The organism is Streptomyces sp. NPDC093221, from assembly GCF_044753885.1.
In the GTDB taxonomy this organism is placed as follows: domain Bacteria; phylum Actinomycetota; class Actinomycetes; order Streptomycetales; family Streptomycetaceae; genus Actinacidiphila.
On sequence record NZ_JBIVOA010000006.1, the window covers coordinates 81,793 to 102,895 of the forward strand.

The 21,103-nt window shown below is 71.6% G+C and carries 16 protein-coding genes; 14 read left to right on the forward strand and 2 right to left on the reverse strand.

All coding sequences use genetic code 11. From position 1 onward, the window contains the following. Positions 1-117: 117 nt before the first annotated feature. Positions 118-1,965, reverse strand: coding sequence for a helix-turn-helix domain-containing protein (locus ACIQCJ_RS23435; RefSeq protein WP_402712407.1), 1,848 nt, complete (start codon positions 1,963-1,965; stop codon positions 118-120). Positions 1,966-2,203: 238 nt separating this feature from the next. Here ACIQCJ_RS23435 and dnaK point away from each other — a divergent pair, with 238 nt between their 5' ends. From dnaK to ACIQCJ_RS23475, 8 genes are all read left to right on the forward strand, one after another. Then, the gene (gene dnaK / locus ACIQCJ_RS23440) at positions 2,204-4,105 is read left to right on the forward strand and encodes a molecular chaperone DnaK (protein ID WP_402712408.1); all 1,902 of its coding nucleotides are present in this window, start codon (positions 2,204-2,206) and stop codon (positions 4,103-4,105) included. A gap of 9 nt (positions 4,106-4,114) precedes the next feature. Then, complete coding sequence (locus ACIQCJ_RS23445) at positions 4,115-4,759, forward strand: nucleotide exchange factor GrpE (protein WP_401721300.1); 645 nt, start codon at positions 4,115-4,117, stop codon at positions 4,757-4,759. A gap of 7 nt (positions 4,760-4,766) precedes the next feature. Then, positions 4,767-5,744, forward strand: coding sequence for a J domain-containing protein (locus ACIQCJ_RS23450; protein WP_355332789.1), 978 nt, complete (start codon positions 4,767-4,769; stop codon positions 5,742-5,744). Further along, complete coding sequence (locus ACIQCJ_RS23455) at positions 5,741-6,130, forward strand: chaperone modulator CbpM (RefSeq protein ID WP_402712409.1); 390 nt, start codon at positions 5,741-5,743, stop codon at positions 6,128-6,130. Before ACIQCJ_RS23450 ends, ACIQCJ_RS23455 begins: the two co-directional genes overlap by 4 nt. Continuing rightward, entirely contained in the window at positions 6,121-8,745 is a 2,625-nt protein-coding gene (clpB, locus tag ACIQCJ_RS23460) for an ATP-dependent chaperone ClpB (protein ID WP_355332784.1), read from the forward strand. Before ACIQCJ_RS23455 ends, clpB begins: the two co-directional genes overlap by 10 nt. Further along, positions 8,745-9,272, forward strand: coding sequence for a thioredoxin (gene trxA / locus ACIQCJ_RS23465; RefSeq protein WP_355332781.1), 528 nt, complete (start codon positions 8,745-8,747; stop codon positions 9,270-9,272). Before clpB ends, trxA begins: the two co-directional genes overlap by 1 nt. After that, positions 9,272-9,535, forward strand: coding sequence for a UBP-type zinc finger domain-containing protein (locus ACIQCJ_RS23470; RefSeq protein WP_355332779.1), 264 nt, complete (start codon positions 9,272-9,274; stop codon positions 9,533-9,535). The genes trxA and ACIQCJ_RS23470 overlap by 1 nt, the downstream gene beginning before the upstream one ends. A gap of 105 nt (positions 9,536-9,640) precedes the next feature. Next, on the forward strand, positions 9,641-11,317 hold the full coding sequence (locus ACIQCJ_RS23475; protein ID WP_402712544.1) for an FAD-dependent oxidoreductase: 1,677 nt from the start codon (positions 9,641-9,643) through the stop codon (positions 11,315-11,317). A 153-nt stretch (positions 11,318-11,470) separates the two neighbouring features. Here ACIQCJ_RS23475 and ACIQCJ_RS23480 read toward each other — a convergent pair whose 3' ends face one another. Continuing rightward, positions 11,471-13,492, reverse strand: coding sequence for a beta-galactosidase (locus tag ACIQCJ_RS23480; RefSeq protein WP_402712410.1), 2,022 nt, complete (start codon positions 13,490-13,492; stop codon positions 11,471-11,473). Between the two features lie 695 nt (positions 13,493-14,187). On the opposite strand from ACIQCJ_RS23480, the gene ACIQCJ_RS23485 reads away from it, so the two are divergent. Genes ACIQCJ_RS23485 through ACIQCJ_RS23510 form a run of 6 tightly spaced genes read left to right on the forward strand, consistent with a single transcriptional unit; the run spans position 14,188 to position 21,032 of the window. Next, positions 14,188-15,849 (forward strand): ABC transporter substrate-binding protein, encoded by a 1,662-nt coding sequence (locus ACIQCJ_RS23485; protein WP_402712412.1) that lies wholly within the window; start codon positions 14,188-14,190, stop codon positions 15,847-15,849. A 5-nt stretch (positions 15,850-15,854) separates the two neighbouring features. Then, positions 15,855-16,898: an ABC transporter permease subunit gene (locus tag ACIQCJ_RS23490; RefSeq protein WP_391161381.1), complete on the forward strand. Its 1,044-nt coding sequence runs from the start codon at positions 15,855-15,857 to the stop codon at positions 16,896-16,898. Positions 16,899-16,904: 6 nt separating this feature from the next. Next, a complete protein-coding gene (locus ACIQCJ_RS23495; RefSeq protein ID WP_402712413.1) occupies positions 16,905-17,804 on the forward strand; it encodes an ABC transporter permease in 900 nt (299 codons plus the stop codon). After that, a complete protein-coding gene (locus tag ACIQCJ_RS23500) occupies positions 17,804-18,862 on the forward strand; it encodes an ABC transporter ATP-binding protein (RefSeq protein ID WP_402712415.1) in 1,059 nt (352 codons plus the stop codon). The genes ACIQCJ_RS23495 and ACIQCJ_RS23500 overlap by 1 nt, the downstream gene beginning before the upstream one ends. Continuing rightward, the gene (locus ACIQCJ_RS23505; protein ID WP_402712417.1) at positions 18,859-19,992 is read left to right on the forward strand and encodes an ABC transporter ATP-binding protein; all 1,134 of its coding nucleotides are present in this window, start codon (positions 18,859-18,861) and stop codon (positions 19,990-19,992) included. Before ACIQCJ_RS23500 ends, ACIQCJ_RS23505 begins: the two co-directional genes overlap by 4 nt. After that, positions 19,992-21,032: a LacI family DNA-binding transcriptional regulator gene (locus tag ACIQCJ_RS23510; protein ID WP_402712419.1), complete on the forward strand. Its 1,041-nt coding sequence runs from the start codon at positions 19,992-19,994 to the stop codon at positions 21,030-21,032. Before ACIQCJ_RS23505 ends, ACIQCJ_RS23510 begins: the two co-directional genes overlap by 1 nt. The last annotated feature ends 71 nt before the right edge of the window (positions 21,033-21,103 follow it).

Sequence of the window (21,103 nt, forward strand, 5' to 3'; positions counted from 1 at the left end):
CCGTGCCGCCTGGTGCCAGCCGCCCCCACGGCAGAAGGCAGGCTCAGGCGATGCGGGGCCGCGCCGCAGCGCCGGTCCGGCTCACCAGGGCCGGATCACGGCGCCGGTGTCCGCGTCTCACGGCGAGGGTGCGAGCACATTGCGTATGCGGGTGGCGATGTGCAGGTTGAGGCGCGTCTCGACGTCACCGAGGTCGTGGCCGGTGATCTCGCAGATGCGCTGGAGGCGGTAGCGGACTGTGCTGCGGTGGATGTGGAGTGCCTCGGAGGTCGCGTCGTAGCTGCCGCCGCTCTCCAGATAGCGCGAGAGTGTCGTCACCAGCCCGGTGCGGTGGCGGGAGTCGTAGTCCAGCAGGCGTCCCAGCCATTCGCGGACGAATCGGTCGGCTTCCCGTTCGCCTTCGCCGGTGCCCAGCATGCGGCACAGGCCCAGCTCCTCGAAGCCGGTGCTGCCGTACGGGTCCTGGGAACCGCGGCGGACGGCGAGGGCGCGGACGGCCTCGTCGTAGGAGCGCGGCAGATCGGCGACGACCTCGCAGCGGCCGCCGATGCCGATGGCTCCGGCCCCGGTGCCGAGCTCCTCCGAGACGGCCCTGTACAGCGCGCCTTCCGGGGCACCCCGGTCTCCCTGGGGCTCCAGGACGACCGTGGCCGAGCCACGGGAGCCGACGAGTACGTTCAGGCGCAGCCGCCGGGCCGCCCGCGCCGCCGCGTCGCCGAGCGCGGCCCGGCCGACCGTCCCGGCCCACTCCAGTACGGCGACCCTGTACGGCCGGTGCAGGTCGTGGCCGAGGACCGCCGCCCGGGCGAAGTCGTCGTCGGTCGTCTCGCCCGAAATCAGCCGGTCGACCAGGCCGTGGCGCAGCAGGGGCTCCAACTCGGCCAGTCTGCGCTCGTGCGAGAGCGCGGGGGCCAGCACCAAGGCGGCCTGTTCGAGCGCTGAGCAGTCCGTTTCCGTCGCCCGCCGGTCAGGATCGACCAGCGCGGCCACGCCGAGCACTTCCCCGGCCATTTCGATGGGGACGAGCAGCCGGTCACCGTCGCGGACGGCGCCGGGACGGTGGCGCGCGTCACGGATCAGGGCCTCCCGGTCCCGGTGTCCCGGGGCCGGGCGCGGCCCACTCCCGGGCCGCCCGGAGGGTTCGCCCCCGCCGTGATCCGCCCAGGCCCGCGGGTTGCCGAAGCGGTCCTCGGTGAGGACCGCGAATCCCGTATGGTCGCGCAGGGCCTCCAGGACTCCCGACTCACCGCTGCCCGAGGCAGCGGCCCGGGAGAGCGCGTGGTCAGCGGCGAGCCGTGCGGCCAGGGCGGAGACGCTCGCGCCGGGGCCGGCAGTCGGCGAGAGGCTCTCTGCCGGCGGCGGCCCTGCGATCCCCGGCCAATGGTGTGAGCGGGCCCCGACCGGCTCTCCCCGGCGCCGGCTGAGGCGTGCCAGGGCGATCCCGGTCTGCTGCGCGAGCAGATCCGTCAGCGCGGTTTCGTCGGTCGAGGGTGTGGTCGCGCCCCCGACGACGAGATAGCCGAGGCAGTCGTCCCCGTATCGCAGCGCGACGGCCCGCGCCCACCGTCCGTCCGCCCGGTGCAGATTCCGGCTGCGGCCGTCGAGAGCGTCGATCCGCCGGTCGAGCCGATCGGCGGCCACCATCTCCGCGGCTGCCTCGGCCGGGGCCCGGCCGTTCGGCTCCGCACCGGGCTCCCGCGCCACGGTGCTCCCCGGTCGGGCGTCGGCGGAGGCAGGCTCCGGGCGTGGAGGGCAGCGCCGCGCCGCGCCATGGTGCACGGCGTACGCCGCTTCGGCGACGAAGGGGCCGGCGGCGGCGATCGCCGCCATGGCACCCCACAGCACCTCTCGCTCGTCGTCACCGTCGAGCATGACCGTCACCAGCCGTAGCAGCGCGTGACGCGCGGCCCCCGGCTGCGGCACGGGGTGAGGCGGGTCGGCGGTCGGAAACGGAAGAGCGTCCATCGCAGGTCCATTCGCGGCTCGAATCAGCCCCCTCTCAACGTACGCCGCTCGGCACGGGCCCTCACCTGCGAGCCGTCGCCGCCCCCCGTCCTCGGGGACCGGAAAGGCGGCGCGGATTGGTCATCCCGGGGCGAGGAAGTCCACCGCGTACTGCGTAAGGCTCGCAGACTGTGCGGGTCCGGCGCCGTGCGCCCGGCGGCCCGCCGGCCGGTTCCGCCTCGCGACGGAGGAGATTCTTATGGCGAAGGCAGTAGGCATCGACCTCGGTACCACCAACTCGGTCATCGCCGTCTGGGAGGGCGGTGAGCCCACCGTCGTCCCGAACGCGGAGGGGGCCAGGACGACCCCGTCGGTGGTCGCCTTCTCCGATGACGGCCAGCGGCTGGTCGGACAGCTCGCGCGGCGGCAGTCGATCCTCAACCCCAAAGGCACCATCACCTCCGCGAAGCGGTTCATCGGACGTCGCTACGACGAGATCTCCGACGAGGCCAAAGCGGTCTCCTTCGACGTGGTCGAGGGGCCCGGCGGGGTGGCCCGCTTCGAGGTGAGCGGAAAGCAGTACGCGCCGGAGGAGATCAGCGCGCAGGTGCTGCGCAAGCTCGCCGACGACGCCGGGAAGTCGCTCGGCGAGAAGGTGACGGAGGCGGTCATCACCGTACCGGCGTACTTCAACGACGCCCAGCGCCAGGCCACCAAGGACGCCGGGAAGATCGCCGGCCTCGAAGTCCTGCGGATCATCAACGAACCGACAGCCGCGGCGCTGGCCTACGGGCTGGACAAGCAGGGCCACGAGACGGTCATGGTCTTCGACCTCGGCGGCGGCACGTTCGACGTGAGCCTGCTGGACGTCGGCGACGGCGTCGTGGAGGTCCGCGCCACCGCGGGCGACTCCCATCTGGGCGGCGACGACTTCGACCGCCGACTGGTGGACCACTTGGCGGACGGCTTCCAGGCGTCCGAAGGCATCGACCTGCGCAAGGACCCGCAGGCATTGCAGCGCCTGTTCGAGGCGGCCGAGAAGGCGAAGACGGAGCTGAGTTCGGTCACCCAGACCCAGGTGAGCCTGCCCTTCATCACGGCGGACGCCTCCGGGCCGAAGCACCTCACCGAGACCGTCCGCCGCTCCACCTTCGAGCAGATCACCTCGGACCTGGTGGAGCGCTGCCTGGAACCGATCAGGACGGCGATGAGCGACGCCAAGGTCACCGACAACGACATCGACGAGGTCATCCTCGTCGGCGGCTCGACCCGCATACCGGCCGTGCAGAACCTGGTCCGCCGGCTGACCGGCGGCAGGGACCCGAACATGAGCGTCAACCCCGACGAGGTGGTGGCGCTGGGCGCCGCCGTCCAGGCAGGCGTGCTCAAGGGCGAGGTCAAGGACGTCCTGCTCCTGGACGTCACCCCCCTGTCGCTGGGCGTCGAGACGGCCGGCGGCGTGATGACCAAGATCATCGACCGGAACACCACCATCCCCGCCCGCCGGTCCGAGACCTTCTCCACCGCCGAGGACAACCAGCCGGCCGTGGACATCGTCGTGCTTCAGGGCGAACGCGAACTGGCAGCCGACAACCGCGTGCTGGGCCGCTTCCGGCTGGAGAACCTGCGGCCGGCCCGGCGTGGGGAGACCCAGATCGAGGTCACCTTCGACATCGACGCCAACGGCATCCTCAAGGTCAGCGCCAAGGACCGGGACACCGGCGCCGAGCAGTCGATCACCATCAGCGAGGGCTCCAACCTCGACCCGTCCGAGGTCGAGCGGATGATCAACGAGGCCGAGAACAACCGCACCAGCGACCAGGCCCTGCGCGAGGCCATCGACGCCCGCAACGAGCTCGACGCCGCCGCCTACCAGGTGGAGCGCCGGCTGGACGACCTCGGCGACGCCGCACCGGAGCACGAGCGCGCCCGCGCCCAACTGCTCACCGACGAGGCGCGTACCGCCGTCAAGGAGGAGGCTCCGGCGGAACGGTCCCGGAGCCTGACCTCCGAACTCCAGCAGATCCACGCGGCGCTGGCCGCCCACGCCGCTGAACCGGGCGGAGCCGGGGGCGGCGGAGCCGAGCCCGGCCAGGGGCCCGGGGGCGACTCCCCGAGGGGCGACGACGACGTCATCGACGCCGAATTCGACAAGAGCTGAGGCGGCGACATGTCGGACCAGGAACAGACGCGTCCCGCCGAGGACCGCTCCCCGCCCGAGTCCGAGCCGACGTCGCCCGAGCCGACGCCGCCCGAGTCCGAGCGGACGCCGCCCGAGCCGACGTCGCCCGAGCCGACGTCGCCCGAGCGGAGTGCCGCACCGCGGACGCCCCCGCGGGCCCCGGAAGCCAGGGAGCGGGAGGCGGAATCCACACGCCGCGGCCCCGGTGCGGAGGAGCTGGAGGACCGGTGGCGGCGAGCCCTCGCCGACCTCGACAATCTCCGCAAGCGCTACGCCCGTGAGCTTCCCCGGGAACGGGAGGCCGAGCGGGCCAAGGTGGCCGCGGCGTTCCTCCCGGTCGTCGACAACCTGGAACTGGCCCTCGCCCACGCGGGCGCCGACGACCGCGGCGCGATCGTCAGCGGAGTCCGGGCGGTACGCGACCAGGCCGTCGAGGTGCTGCGAAGCCTCGGCTACCCCCGCTACGAGGAGACCGGCGTCCCCTTCCACCCCGAGCAGCACGAGGTGGTGTCCGTGGTGGATGAACCCGACACACCTGCGGGCACCGTCGTCCAGGTGCTGCGGCCCGGTTACGGCGACCCCGGTCACCAGCTGCGGCCGGCCGCGGTAGCGGTCAGCCGCAAGCAGGAGTGAGGCCGCCATGGCAGAGGACTACTACGAGGTGCTCGGCGTCCCGCGCGGCGCCGACGCGGCCGAGATCCAGCAGGCGTTCCGTACCCTGGCTCGCCGCTACCACCCGGACGTCAACCGCGATCCGGCCGCCGAGGAGCGCTTCAAGCAGATCAACGAGGCGTACAGCGTGCTCTCCGACCCCGGCACCCGGTCGCGCTACGACCGTTTCGGCCCGGACTTCCGGCAGATCCCGGAGGACTACGACGAGCGCGTCGCGGCCGGCCAGGGCTTCGGCGGCGGAGCCGGCGCGTACCGCGGCAGTCCCTTCGCCGGCACCCGAGGCGACGGCCGGGCAGGCGCCCGGACCTGGACCGAGTCCGACTTCGACGCCTCTGGCGTGGACTTCGAGGATCTCTTCGGAGGTGTGTTCGGCGGCCGGGCGCGCGGCGCCGGGCGGGGCAGCCCGATCCCCGGCGCGGACCAGGAGGCCGAACTCACCCTCAGCGTGGAGGAGGCGTACCGCGGCGGCCGACGGAAGATCACCCTCGGCGGGCCCGGCGGGGAGCGCAGTTACGACGTCACCATCCCGGCGGGCGTCGTCGACGGGCAGCGCATCCGGCTCGCGGGGGAGGGCGGCCGGGGCCGCGGCCCGGGTTCCGCCGGGGACCTCTATCTGGTGGTCCGTATCGCCCGCCATCCCCGCTACCGGCTCGTCGGGCACGACGTCCACGTCGATCTGCCGGTCACCGCCTGGGAGGCCGCGCTGGGGGCGACGGTGCCGGTCTCCGGTCCGGGCGGGACGGTCAAGGCGCATGTGCCGCCCGGTACCTCCACCGGCCGCCGGTTGCGGCTGCGCGGCGAGGGGATGCCACGCCCCAAAGGTTCCCCGGGCCACCTCTACGCCGAAATCCAGGTGATGGTGCCGCCCTCGCCCAGCCCGCGTGAACGTGAGTTGTTCGAGGAACTGGCCGCGGTCTCCTCCTTCGACCCGAGGAAGCAGACATGAGAGCCGAACACCGTTCTCCCGCCGAAGGCGCCGGACAGCCCGGCTCCAGGGCCGCCTATCCGCTGGTGCGCGTCTACCGGACCAGTACCAGCCCCTATCAGCTCTCCATGGCCGTGGTGGCCGGCCGCAGTGGACTGCCGCCCGAACTCGTCAGGCGTTTCGTGGCTCTCGGTCTTGTCGACGCCGAGCGTGACGCCCGGGGCCGGCTGTGGTTCCTGGCGAGCGCGCCCTCGGCCCTCGCCCGAGTGCAGCGGCTGCGGGACGGACTGTGTCTCAACTACGCGGCCATCGGCGTCGTCCTGGACATGCTCGACCGCATCGAACGCCTGGAAAACGCACTGCGGCGCAGCGAACGAGCCGCCAAGGAGCCCACACCATGGACATGAATCGCCTCACCCAGAAATCCCAGGAAGCGCTCCAGGAAGCACAGAGCGCCGCGGTCCGTATGGGCCACACCGAGGTCGACGGGGAGCACCTGCTGCTGGCCCTGCTCGATCAGCGCGACGGCCTGACCACCCGTCTGCTGGCCGACGCCGGCGCCGACCCGGCCGCTCTGCGGGCCGCGGTCGAGGCCGATCTCGTCAAACGCCCCCGCACGACGGGTCCGGGCGCCGCCCCCGGCCAGGTGATGGTGACCCAGCGGCTGGCCCGGCTGCTCGACAGCGCCGAGCAGGAGGCCAAGCGGCTCAAGGACGAGTACGTCTCCACCGAGCACATGGTGCTGGCACTGGTGGACGAGGGGGCGACCACCGCGGCCGGCCGGCGGCTCGGCGAACAGGGCGTCACCAAGGACTCCTTCCTCACCGCCCTCACCACGGTGCGCGGGAACCAACGGGTCACCTCCGCCACTCCTGAAGACGCCTACGAGGCCCTGGAGAAGTACGGGCGCGACCTCGTCGTGGAGGCCCGCACCGGCCGCCTCGACCCGGTGATCGGCCGGGACGCCGAGATCCGCCGGGTGATCCAGATCCTCAGCCGCAAGAGCAAGAACAACCCCGTCCTGATCGGCGAACCGGGCGTCGGCAAGACCGCCATCGTCGAGGGTCTGGCCCAGCGCATCGTGCGCGGCGACGTGCCGGAAGGGCTGCGGGACAAGACGGTGTTCTCGCTCGACATGGGGTCGCTGGTGGCCGGGGCGAAATACCGCGGCGAGTTCGAGGAGCGCCTCAAGGCCGTTCTGTCGGAGGTCAAAGGCGCCGAGGGCCGGATCCTGCTGTTCGTGGACGAGCTGCACACCGTCGTCGGGGCCGGCGCCGCCGAGGGCGCGATGGACGCGGGCAACATGCTCAAGCCGATGCTGGCCCGCGGCGAGCTGCACATGATCGGGGCCACCACGCTGGACGAGTACCGCAAGCACATCGAGTCCGACGCCGCCCTGGAGCGCCGCTTCCAGACCGTCCAGGTGGACGAGCCGACCGTCGAGGACGCCATCTCCATCCTGCGCGGCATCCGCGAGCGCCTGGAGATCTTCCACGGCGTCAAGATCCAGGACAACGCCCTGGTCGCCGCGGCCACCCTCAGCCACCGCTACATCAGCGACCGCTTCCTCCCGGACAAGGCCATCGACCTGGTCGACGAGGCATGCGCCCGGCTGCGGACCGAGATCGACTCCATGCCCGCCGAACTCGACGAACTCACCCGGCGGGCGACCCGACTGGAGATCGAGGAGGCCGCGCTGGACCAGGAGACCGACCCGGCCAGCCGCGCCCGCCTGGAGGACCTGCGGCGCGAACTGGCCGACCTGCGCGGTGAGGTGGACGCCAAGCACGCCCAGTGGGAGGCCGAGCGCCAGGCCATCCGCAAGGTCCAGGAACTGCGCCAGGAATTGGAACGCGCCCGGCAGGAGGCCGAGCAGGCCGAACGCGCCTACGACCTCAACCGGGCCGCCCAGCTGCGCTACGGAACCGTCAGCGAACTGGAGCGCCGGCTGACCGCCGAGGAGGAACAGCTCGCCAACAAGCAGGGCGAGAGCCGACTGCTGCGCGAGGTGGTGACCGCCGAGGAGATCGCCGAGATCGTCTCGGCGTGGACCGGTATCCCCGTCACCCGCCTTCAGGAGGGCGAACGGCAGAAGCTGCTCAAGCTGGACGAGATCCTGCGCGAGCGGGTCGTGGGCCAGGACGAGGCCGTCCAGCTCGTCGCCGACGCGGTGATACGGGCCCGCTCCGGGGTACGCGACCCGCGGCGGCCGATCGGCTCGTTCATCTTCCTCGGCCCGACCGGTGTCGGGAAGACCGAGCTGGCCAAGACGCTGGCCGCGGCGCTGTTCGACAGCGAGAGCAACATGATCCGCCTCGACATGAGCGAGTACCAGGAACGCCACACCGTCAGCCGCCTGGTCGGCGCGCCCCCCGGATACGTGGGTTACGAGGAGGGCGGCCAGCTCACCGAGGCGGTGCGCCGCAAGCCGTACTCCGTCGTCCTGTTCGACGAGATCGAGAAGGCGCACGCCGACGTCTTCAACACCCTGCTCCAGGTGCTGGACGACGGCCGGATCACCGACGCGCAGGGACGCACCGTCGACTTCCGCAACACCGTGATCATCATGACCTCCAACCTCGGGTCGCAGTACCTGCTCCAGGACGCCACCCAGGCCGGCGAGATCAAGCCCGAGGCGCGGGCGCTGGTGATGACCGAACTCAACGGTCATTTCCGCCCCGAGTTCCTCAACCGCGTCGATGACATCGTCCTCTTCCACCCGCTCGGCATCGCGCAGATCGAGCGCATCGTCGACCTGCTCCTCGACGAACTGCGCGACCGCCTCTCCGAGCAGCGCGTCACGCTCGTCCTCACCGAGCCGGCCCGCCACCTGATCGCGGCCGAGGGCTACGACCCGGTCTACGGAGCCAGGCCGCTGCGCCGCTTCATCTCGCACGAGGTCGAGACCAGGATCGGCCGGGCGTTGCTCAGCGGCGAGGCACGCGAAGGCGTGACCATCGTGGTCGACGCCGCAGGCGGCGAACTGACCGTCTCTCTCCAGGACCAGCCGCAGGAGCCGTGATGAGCACCTCTCAGGAAGGCCGCGACGACCGCCCGGCCCGTGACGGCACCACTGGCGCGCAGGCCCGGGTACGGACCGTCGTCTGCGCCAACTGCGGCCGGACCAACCGCGTACCCGCCGCGGCGGGCGGCAGTCCGCGCTGCGGAAACTGCCGGGCGCCGCTGCCGTGGATCGCCGAAGCGGGCGACGCCGACTTCGGTGAGGTCGCCGAGCAGGCGAGCCTGCCCGTGCTGGTCGACCTGTGGGCCACCTGGTGCGGCCCCTGCCGGATGGTGAGCCCAGCCCTGGAACAGGTCGCCGAGGACCTCGCCGGCCGGATCAAGCTCGTGAAGGTCGACATCGACACGTCACCGGCCCTGGCCAGACGGTTCGAGGTCCAGGCCGTCCCCACCCTGCTGATCCTCGACCACGGCAGGCCCGTCGCCCGCCAGACCGGCGCCGCGCCCGCGAACGCGCTCCGCCAGTGGGTGAACGAGTCGCTGTCGACGTCCCCCGGACCGGCCGATCCCGCGACCAGGAGGCCGTGATGACCACTCTTCCCGACCCGCACCTGTCCATGGTCCGGCCCGTGACGCCCAGGACACCGCAGGGCTGCGAGGACTGCCTGCGCATGGGGACTGCGTGGGTGCACCTGCGGCTGTGCCTGACCTGCGGCCACGTCGGATGCTGCGACTCCTCGCCGATGCGGCACGCCCGTGCCCACGCGGCAGCCGACGGGCACCCGATCGTGCGGTCGTTCCAGCCCGGCGAGGACTGGCGGTGGTGTTTCGTCCACGAGTCGATGGTCTGAGCCGGGCGGGCTCGCACGGCGCCTCCGACACCGCGTCCGCCGCTGTTCCCCTCCTCTGCCGTACGCGTCCACCGCTGTTCCTGACGAAGGAAGCGAACCGTCGTGATGCCGCCCCTGACCCCGACCGCCGACGTTCACGACGCCTACCCGCGGCTGACGGACGACCAGATCGCGCTCCTGGACCCCGCCGGACAGGTGCGGCAGGTCAGGGAGGGGGAACACCTCTTCCGGGCGGGCGAACGCACTGAACAGTTCTTCGTCGTCCTCAGCGGCACGGTGGCCGTGGTCGAAGGCCAAGGCGACCAGGAGCAGGTCGTCCAGGTGCACGGTCCGCACAGCTTCCTCGGCGAACTCGGCGTGCTGGAGGGCCAGACCGCCTTCCTCAGCGCGGTGGTGAGAACACCGGGCGAGGTCCTGGCGGTGGGCTCGGCGGCCCTGCGCGATCTGCTCAGCCGCGAACCCGCGCTCGGCGACGTGATCCTCCGCGCCTACCTGCTGCGCCGTACGATGCTGGCCGGCGCGGGCACGGGCTTCCGCATCATCGGCTCCGCCTTCTCCTCCGACACCCGGCGGCTGCTGGAGTTCGCCGCCCGCAACCGCCTCCCGCACCGCTGGTTCGATCTGGAGAAGGACACCGAGGCCGAGGCGCTGCTCACGCGCCTGGGGATCGCTCCGCAGGAGACCCCGATCGTCGTCTGGAACGACCACCGGGTGCTGCGCAATCCCTCCAACGCCGCGCTCGCCCGGGTCATCGGGCTGCGCGCCGGGACCGCCGCGAAGGCCGTCTGCGACCTGGTGGTGGTCGGTGCGGGACCCGGTGGCCTGGCCGCCGCGGTGTACGGCGCCTCCGAGGGACTCTCCACCGTCGTGCTGGACGCCGTGGCGACCGGCGGCCAGGCCGGCACCTCCTCCCGGATCGAGAACTACCTCGGTTTCCCCGCCGGGATCTCCGGCATGGAGCTCGCCGAACGCGCCGTCGTACAGGCCAACCGGTTCGGCGCCCGGATCGACGTCCCCGCCGAGGCCACCGGCCTCGAACAGCGCGACGGGAACAGCGTGGTGCGGCTCGCCGACGGCGGCACGGTCACCGCCGCCAACATCGTGGTGGCCACCGGCGCGCGCTACCGGCGGCTGACCGCCCCCGGCGTCGAGCGGTTCAGAGGACTCGGGGTGCACTACGCCGCCACCGTCTGGGAGGCACGGACCTGTCGTCTCGATCCGGTGGCCGTCGTCGGCGGCGGCAACTCCGCCGGTCAGGCGGCCCTGTTCATGGCACGCGAGTCGCCCGCCGTCCACCTTCTGGTCCGCGGCGACGACCTGGAACACAGCATGTCCCGCTACCTGATCGACCGGATCGAGCGGCACTCGCGGATCCATGTCCGGCCGCATACCGAAGTCCGGGAGGTGACCGGCGAGGACCGGGTCGAATCCCTCGTCGTCGAAAACAACCGCACCCGCGAGCAGCAGACGCTGGCGGTCCGCGCCCTGTTCGTGTTCATCGGTGCGCGCCCCGCCACGTCCTGGCTCGCCGACGCCGTCACCCTGGACCGGCGCGGCTTCATTCCCACCGGGCAGGACGTGGTCCACCTGACAGCGGACCTCTGGAATCCCCTGGCCCGCGCCCCGCTCGCCCTGGAGACGGGTCTGCCGGGCGTCTTCGCCGTCGGTGACGTCCGCAGCGGCTCGGTCAAACGGGTCGCCTCCGCCGTCGGCGAGGGCGCCATGGCCGTCCGCCTGGCGCACGAACACCTCGGTGAGGTGGGGCCACCCGCCGTCCGCTGACCTCAGCCCTGTCCGCTGACCTCAGCCCATGCCCGCCGCGAGAGGGTGACACGGCAGGCCGGGGCCTCGACCGCCGCGGACTGCTCGGACCTGCCCCGCGGCACCTCGCGGCGACTCGCCGCACCTCGCGGCACCTCGTGGCAAGGGGACACGTCAGCGAGGACCCGTACCGCCTTCCTCCACCACCGCCGCCTCGCCCGCCGGAACGGCGACGACTCCCGGCACGCGAGCGCCGGACAGGAGGTCGGTCCCCGTGGCGGCCACATGCGCGGTCGCCTCGGTGTGGTTGACGACGAAGAGCCAGGACCGCTCCCCGGAAGGCCCGCTTCTGCGGATGACCTCCACGCCGTCGCCGGACCCCCGGGGCGCGGGCGCGCAACCGGCCTGCGCGGCCCACCGGGGAAGCAGGCGCAGGAGGGACGGGACGTCGGGGCGGGTGGCGAGATAGCGGACGTTTCCGCGGCGCAGGACCGCCGGGCCACCGGCCGCGGGCCCGTCGGCGAAGCGGCACTCCACCTCGGTCCCGGCGTCAGGGACGACCCGCTCGGCCCATACGTTCCCGGTCGAGCCGTCGTCCAGGGCGACGGTGGCTCCGGCCGTGAGCGGCAGGTACTCGTCCACGGTCAGGCCGAGCAGATCGCGGAGCGCTCCGGGGTACGGCCCGGGATGGACACGGTCGTCGGGGTCCACCACGCCGCTGAAGGGACCGACGACCAGGTGGCCGCCGCCTTCGACGTACGCCTCCAGGGCGCGCGCCGTCGAAGCGGACAGCGCGTACAGCGAGGGCACGAGCAGAAGCCGGTGCGCACCGGGGGCGGGGACGATGTCGCAGCCCAGACCGGCGGTCCACAGCGCGCGGTGCCAGGTGCGGAGCGCGTCTCCGCAGGTCAGGTCCGAGCTCGGCCGGTCGGGCAGCTCCAGGGCCCACATCGCCTCGTAGTCCAGGAGCAGCGCGACCGGGGCCTGCGGGCAGGTGCTCTCGGCGACGTCGGCCAGACGCGACACGGCGTTGCCGAGGGCGCTGGCCTCCCGCCGGACCCGGGTGTCCTCGCCGCCGTGCGGGAGCATCGCCGAGTGCCATTTCTCCGGGCCGTACGCGGACTGCCGCCACTGGAAGAACAGCGTTCCGTCGGCGCCGCGGGCGAGGTGCGTCAGGGTGTTGCGGGCCATCTCGCCCGGGACTTTGGCGATGTTGCGGGGCTGCCACTGCACCCCGGAGGTGGAGTGCTCCATGAGCAGCCAGGGCCGCCCGCCGGCCAGCCCGCGGGTGAGGTCGGCGGCGAACGCGAGCTCGGCGGCGCGGTGCGGATCCTCGGACCCGAGGTAGTGGTCGTTGGAGACGATGTCGACCTCCCGCGCCCAGCGCCAGTAGTCGCTCCAACGCAGCGCGCTCGCCATGAAGTTTGTGGTGACCGGACGGCCGGGGGAGTGGGCGCGCACGATGTCGCGCTCGGCCCGGAAGCAGGCCAGGTGTTCGGCGTCGCTGAACCGGTAGAAGTCCAGCCACAGGGCGGGCGGGAGGCGGCTGGTGCTGGTACGCGGCGGGGTCACCTGGCTCCAGTCGCTGTAGGTCATGCCCCAGACGCCGGTGCCCCAGCGGTCGTTGAGGGCGTCCAGGTCGTCGCCGTACGTGGTGCGCAGCCAGGTGCGGAACGCCGTCGCGGAGGTCTCGCACCAGCAGTGCGCGTTGCCGTTGGCGTACTCGTTGTTGACGTGCCACATCACCACCGCGGGATGGTCGCCGTAGCGCTCGGCGAGGCGGCGGGTGACGATCGCGGCGCGCTCCCGGTAGAGCGGTGACGACGGGCAGTACGCCTGCCGCGAGCCGGGCGCCAGCCGCCGTCCGTCGGCGGTCACGGGCAGCGACTCCGGGTGGGCGTGCGAGAACCACAGGGGCGGAGCGGCCGTCGGCGTGGCCAGGTCGACGGCGATGCCCGACGCGTGCAGCAGCTCGACGGCCTCGTCGAGGCCGGAGAAGTCGAAGGCGTCCCGCCGGGGCTCGATCCAGGACCAGGCGAAGACGCCGAGCGAGACCAGATTGACCCCCGCCTCGCGCATCAGGCGGACGTCGTCCTTCCACGTCGCCGCGTCCCACTGCTCGGGGTTGTAGTCGGCGCCGTACGCGGGGCGCGGAACACGGCCCCAGACGGAATGCTGCCGGTCGGGTCGCGACATGCGCGGGCTCCTGAATCCTGGAATACGAAAAGGGGTGGGGAATGCGAGGCGAGTGAGGACGAGAGAAACGACGAGAACGGGGACGAGAGCGAGGACGCGTGACGGCGCGCGCGGGCTCGGTGGGCGAGCGGGGCCGGTGGAGGCACCGGTCCGGCCCCGCTCGGGTCAGGGGCGTACCGGGTGTCCCGTCCCTCACCATTGAGCGGCGAATGCGTTCGGCGGCGAGCGGACGAGGCACTTGGAAGGGAATGCGAAAGGCGCCGGGGAAAGCGTCGTGAAAACGCGCGGCGCACGTCGTGTCCGGGCGCCGAACGCGAGTGAACGCGCGGCCGGCGCTGCCTGGCCATGACGTCAGGCGCCGGTGAAGTGCGTCGGCCGGTGCGCCAACTTAGAGCGATCACCCAGGGGTGTCAACGCCCGTCGGCGGTCATCCCCGGCGCGCCCGCCGGCCGTACGGGACGGTGGCCGGGAGAGCCCCGGGTGACGTCCCGGGGAGCCGTTCCGCCGTGTCCCAGGCGCCGTTGAGGTGGCTGGAAAATCTTCCCGTCACCGTCTTGACCCCTCCCGGCAACGTGCGTACGTTTCCGGATCATACGTAGAAGCAGAGGCCATGACAGCTCAGCCACTCGTGCTCATACGTATGTGCACCCCCTTTTGTGCGCTGTATCGCCACTCACGAGGAGCAGGAGTCAGCCATGCCCACCAGAAGAGCCTTTATTGCTCGCGCCGCCGGGGCGGCCCTCGCCATACCGCTGGGGGCGAGCGCTTGCAAGAGCGGTACGGCCGCCACGGGCGGTGCGGGCAAGGGCTCGGGCGCGCTGGTCTTCGGGAAGACCGACGGCGGGACGACCTTCATCCGCAACTACAACGTCTTCGGCCCCGCCATCCAGAAGTCGCCCAACGCCGAGATGATCTATGAGCCGTTGGCGCGGGTCGACTACAGCGACGGCGCGAAGGTCAAGCCCTGGCTGGCCAAGAGCCTGGAGTTCGACCCGACGGGCACCACGCTCACCGTGAAGCTGCGCGAGGACGTGACCTTCTCCGACGGCAAGCCCATGACCGCCGACGACGTGCTCTTCTCGCTGAACCTCCCGCTGAAGGACCCCAGCTTCAACCTCGGCGGCACCACGTACGACCGCGTCGCCAAGGTGGACTCCTCGACCGTCACGGTGCACTGGCCGCACGCCGCCTTCAGCGAGCTGAGCCAACTCGCCTCCATCCAGGTCCCGGTGGTGCCCGCGCACATCTGGCAGGGCAAGAACATCAAGAGCTGGTCCAACCCGGACCCGGTCGGCACCGGCCCCTTCACCCTGGACAGGTTCGCGCCCCAGCAGATCACCCTGCGCGCGCGGACCGACTACTGGGGCGGCCGGTTCGCCGTGAAGCAGATCAAGATCATTCCGACCAACGGAGACGCCCTGCGCGCGCAGTTGGTGCGCGGCGACGTGGACTGGGCGCTGGCGGCCTGGGGCAACGGCGAGCAGGAGTACACCGCCAAGGATCCCCGGCACAACCTCTACCAGAAGTACGCGACCGGCGGCGCCTACTCCCTCTTCTACAACACCGCGAAGGCGCCCTTCGACAACGTCCACGTACGGCGGGCGCTGGCGATGACGATTCCCCGCAAGGACATCGTCACCACCCTTGAGCGCCCCGGCACCGAGGCGGGCCCGACGGGGCTGGTGGACCAGATCTACGGGGACGTCATCCTGCCCGAGTACCGGGGCAAGGCGCAGCAGGTCGACGCCGAGGCGGCCAAGAGGGAACTCGCCCTCAGCGGCTACGAGGTCAAGGGCGGCAAGCTCGTCAAGGACGGCAAGTCCTACGCTCCGAAGCTCTCGTTCAACCAGGACTTCGGGTGGGACCCCTACGCGAACATGATGGTCCGCGGTTGGCAGGAGCACCTGGGGATCAAGGTCAAGTCGGTCGGCGCGCCCGGCGCCAACCTCTACGAGCAGCAGCAGACCGGCGAGTTCGACCTCACCATCAGTACCTCGGGCGGAGCGGGCGTCGCCGGTGTCTACAGCGCACTGAGCAGCCGGGCGTCGCGGCCGCTCGGGCAGACGGCCGCCACCAACTTCGGCCGGTGGAAGGACGCGCCGACCGACGCCGCGATCACCGACCTGCTGTCGTCGGCCGACCCGGCCGTCACCAAGAGCGCGGGCGAGAAGCTGCAACGGATCGTCGCCGAGCAGGTGCCGTACAGCCCGATCTACAACAGCTACTGGTTCGTCCTGATCAACGCCAAGCGCTGGAGCGGCTGGCCCACCCCCGAGCACTTCTCCTACGTGCCCTTCCCCGGCAACGGTCCGGACGCCACCCTCACCCTGCTCAACTTGAAGCAGGCCACCGCGTGACCGCGATCGCCGCCTCCGCCGTACCGGCGGCCGGCCGGTTCCGGATTCCGCGCCGCTGGGGATTCCTGCTGCGCCGACTGGGCTTCTACCTGGCCGCCACCTGGTCGGCGATCACCCTGAACTTCTTCCTGCCCCGGATGATGCCCGGCGATCCGTCGGCCGCGATCGTCGAGAAGCTCCAGACCGTCAGCGGTCAGCAGATGTCGCCGAGCGCCATGGAGTCCATCCAGAAGGTGTTCGGCAATCCGAACGCCGGTATCGGCCGCCAATACCTGGACTACCTCAGCCAGTTGGCGCACCTCGATCTGGGCGTCTCGATCAGCAACTACCCCACCCCGGTCACCAGCCTGCTCCGGCAGGGCCTGCCCTGGACGATGCTGCTGGTCGGCGTCACCACCGTGATCGCGTTCGTCCTGGGCACCGGCATCGGCGCGATGGCGGGCTGGAAGGCGGGCAGCCGGTTCGACACGATCGTCAGCCCGCTGACCACCTTCGTCTCGGCGGTCCCTTACTTCTGGATGGCGCTGATCGGCCTGTGGCTCTTCGCCTTCCAACTGGACTGGTTCCCGCTGGCCGGCGGATACGACGCCGACCTGACGATCGGCTTCTCGCCGTCGTTCGTCCTGAGCGTGCTGCACTACGGAGTGCTCCCGGCGGCGACCATCGTCTTCTCGGCCTTCGGCGGCTGGCTGCTGGGCATGCGCAACATGACGGTCACCACGGTCCGTGAGGACTACGTCCTGCTCGCCCAGGCCAAGGGCCTGTCCGGCCGCCGGGTGATGCTCCGCTACGCCGCCCGCAACGCGGTCCTGCCGAACTTCACCGGCTTCACCCTCGCACTCGGCCACGTCGTCGGCGGCGCCCTGCTCACCGAGGTCGTCTTCAACTACCCGGGCATCGGCTATCTGCTCTACACCTCTCTCCAACAGCGCGACTACCCGGTGATGCAGGGCGTGTTCTTCCTCATCACCCTCACCGTGCTGCTGGCCAACCTCCTGGCGGACTCCGTGTACGTGCTGCTCGACCCGCGCATCAGAGAAGGGGGGTGACCGGCCGTGCGTACCCTCTTCCTCCGCGGCTGGAAAGTCCGCATCGGCCTGGGCATCCTCGTCCTCTTCCTCCTGCTCGCCGTGTTCGGCCCCTGGCTGACGCACAGCCTGCTCGGCCTGGACCCGCGCGCCAACGACACCACCGCCATCTCCCGGTCGCCCGGCGGCGGACATCCGCTGGGCACCAACCAGTACGGGCAGGACATGCTCGCCCAGGTCGTGGCCGGTGCCCGCGGCTCGATGTACGTCGGCGTGCTCGGCGCGGTGGTCGGCACGGCGATCGCGATCCTGGTCGGCGTACCGGCCGGGTTCTACGGCGGCAAGATCGACGGCGCCCTGAACTTCCTGACGAATCTCTTCCTCGTCATGCCGACGCTGCCGCTCATCATGATCGTGGCCGGTTACCTCCAGGGCACAGGGCTCACCACGATCGCCCTGATCATCGGCTTCTTCGGCTGGTCGGGCGGCGCGCGCACGCTGCGCGCCCAGGCCATGAGCATCGCCAACCGCGACTTCGTACGCGCCATGCGGATGCTCGGCGAGCGCGGTCGCCGACTGGTCTTCGCCGAAGTGCTGCCGCACCTGACCGGCCTCATCGCGTCGATGTTCCTGCACGCGATGATCGGCGCCGTCATGGCCGAGGCGGGACTGGCCTTCCTCGGCATCTCCGACTCCTCGTCGATCAGTTGGGGGACGATGATCCAAGGAGCGCAGCAGCAGAGCGCGGTCCTGCGCGGCCTGTGGTGGTGGTTCGTGCCGCCCGGCCTGTGCATCGCCCTGATCGGCACCGCGGCGGCGCTGGTCAACTTCGGCATCGACGAACTGGCCAACCCCAAACTGCGCGTCGCCCGACCGGTGTCCGCCCGGCGCACCAGGCAACTGGCGCGGACGGGAGGCACGGCCTGATGACCGTCCACACAGAGCCGAAGCACCGGCCGCTGATCCCCGCGGGACAGACCGTCCTCGAAGTCCGCGGCCTGACCGTCGAATACGCCACCGGAGCCGATCCGGTGCGCGCCTGCTCCGACATCTCCTTCACCCTGCGCCGAGGGGAGATCCTCGGCGTCGCCGGAGAGTCCGGCTCGGGGAAATCCACGCTGATCACCGCCCTGACCCGGCTCCAGCGCCCGCCGGCCGTCACCACCGCGGGCGAGATCCTCTTCCACGGCAGGGACGGCGCGCCGCCGGTCGACCTCGCCGCGCTCGACGGCAAGCGGATGCGCCGCTACCGGTGGACGGCCCTGTCCATCGTGCTCCAGTCCGCGATGGACGCGCTGAACCCGGTGATGCGCATCGGCGCCCAGTTCGCCGACGTCCTGCGCGCTCACGACCGCGCGCTGAACAAGCGGGCCGCCTGGGCGCGGGCGGCCGAACTGCTCGGCCTGGTCGGCATCTCCGCGGACCGGATCCGCGACTACCCGCACCAGTTGTCCGGCGGAATGCGTCAGCGGGCCGCCATCGCCCTGGCCCTGGCCTGCGGGCCGGAGTTGGTGGTGATGGACGAGCCCACGACCGCCGTCGACGTGGTCATGCAGCGGCAGATCCTCGCCCAAGTGCTGCGCCTGCGCAAGGAATTGGGCTTCGCCGTCGTCTTCGTCACCCACGACCTGTCGCTGCTGCTGGAGCTGGCCGACCGTATCGCCGTGATGTACGCGGGCCGCATCGTCGAGGTGGGCGAGGCCGCGGCCATCTACGGGGCGCCCAAGCACCCCTACACCCAGGGGCTGCGCGACTCCTTCCCGCCGCTGCACGCCCCGCTGCGCGATCTGCACGGCATCCCCGGCACACCCTCCGACCTGCGCCGACTGCCGTCGGGCTGCCCGTTCCACCCGCGCTGCGCGCGGCGGACGGACGGGTGCGACGAGCGGCTGCCGCTGCTGCTGCCGGTGGGCCCCGGGCCGGGACACGAAGCGGCGTGCCTGCTCAACGAGACCGACGGCGACAACGGAGGCGAGACCCGATGAGCAAGCACATGACCGAGGCCGTGTCCGCTCCGGACGAAGAGGCCCGCACGCCCGACGCGGCGCACGAAGCGCCGCCGTATGTACTGGAGGCCCTCGACGTCTCCAAGCACTTCACCGCCCGCGGCGCGCTCGGCCGTACCTCCGTCGTCCGCGCGGTCGAGGACGCCACGGTCCGGCTGAAGCCCGGTCAGATCCTGGCGCTGGTGGGGGAGAGCGGCAGCGGGAAGACCACGCTCGCACGGATGCTGGCCCGCTTCCACGAACCGACGCGGGGCGAGATCCTGCTGCGCGGCGAGCCGGTGAGCCGCAGCAGGCGAGGGCGGCGCGCCTACCACTCCGAGGTCCAGATGATCTTCCAGGACCCCTTCGGCTCCCTGAACCCGATGCACCGGGTCCGCTACAACCTCGACCGGGCGCTGCGGCTGCACCACCCGCACCTGTCCGCGGCCGAACGCGAGCAGCGGATGACGCTGCTGCTGGAGAAGGTCAGCCTCACCCCGGCCGCCGAATTCGCCGCGAAGTTCCCGCACGAGCTGTCCGGGGGCCAGCGCCAGCGCGTCGTCATCGCCCGCGCGCTCGCCGTGGAACCCAAAGTCCTGCTCGGGGACGAGCCGATCTCCATGCTCGACGTGTCCATCCGGCTGGAGATGCTCAATCTGCTCCAGCGGCTGCGCGCCGAGGACGGCCTGGCGCTGCTGTACATCACGCACGACATCGCCAGCGCCCGCTACCTGTGCGACGAGATCGCCGTGATGTACGCAGGGCAGATGGTGGAGTCGGGGCCGAAGGAGGACGTCATCGCGTCCCCCCAGCACCCGTACACCAAGCTGCTCATCGAGTCCTCGCCCGACCCCGAGCGCGGTGTCGGCGACCGCGAGGCGTTCTTCGCGGGCGCCGACGAACTGGGCGAGCCGCCCAGCCTGATCGACCCGCCCGCGGGCTGCCGCTTCCACCCCCGCTGCCCGTTCGCGATGAAGGAGTGCGCCGAGCAGGCCCCACCGGTCACCGACCTCGGCGACGGCCACTGGGCGAAGTGCTGGCTGCACGCCAAGGGCCGGGCCGGGGTGATGGCCGACACGACACACGCCGCGGCGACCACCGCCCGGCGGGAAGCACTCCAGGGGGAGTGATGACAGGACAACGACGCGGCAGGGCGCCCAACCAGGCGGACGTGGCACGGCTCGCCGGAGTGTCCCAGTCGGCGGTGTCCCGGGTGATCAGCGGTGACGCGGCGACCGCGCGGATCTCGGAGGAGACCCGGCGGCGGGTCTTCGACGCCGTGAAGGAGTTGGGTTACGTCGCCAACCCCGCCGCCCGGGCGATGCGCAATCAGCGCAACAACCTGCTGGGCGTGCACACCTTCGAGCGGGTCTTCCCGCACGCGCGCGAGGACTTCTACTTCGAGTTCCTGCTCGGCATCGAGGAACGCGCGGAGGAGACCGGCTTCGACCTGGTGCTGTTCACCTCCACCGGGGCCGGCGGCGACGGCGAGCGCAAGATCTACCGGGGCGGCACGAACCGGCTGAATCTGGCCGACGGCAGCATCCTGCTCGGTGTGGCGACCGACCGCGGCGAGCTGGCCCGGCTCTGGTACGAGGGGTACACCTTCGTGCACATCGGCCGCCGCGAGGTGCCCGGCGCGGAGATCCCGCAGATCATCCCCGACTACCGGTCGGCCAGCGGACAGATCGTCGAGCGCCTCGCGGACCACGGCCACCGGCGGTTCGGCTACGTGCGCGACTGGCTGGAACTGGAACCGTACGCCGACCGCCGCACCGGCTACGCCGAGGCCATCGCGCGGCTCGGGCTGACGGACACCTCCCCGGGCCACCTCGGCGCGGCCGACCTCGACCAGGCGTGGCTGGACGAGGTGGCGGACGGCGGCGCGACCGCCGTCGTGGTGGAGAGCGTACGGCTCGCGGAGGCGCTGCGTGACGGCCTCGCGAGCCGGGGCCGCAAGATCCCCGAGGACGTCTCGGTCGCCGTACTGGAAGGGGCTTCCGCGGACCTCGCAGGTCAGTGGGCCTCGCTGGAGATCCCCCGCAAGGAGATCGGCCGGATCGCCGTGGACCAGCTGCACGCGATGCTCGACGACCCCGGCAAGCGGGCCGAGAGCGTCCTCGTGCCGTGCCCGCTGGTCCCCGGCGCCACCATCGCGGCGGTGAGCTGACAGGAGCGGCCGCACAGCACGCATCTCACGACAGCGGGCGGCGTCCGTCGATCACGGCTGCCCTGAAGACA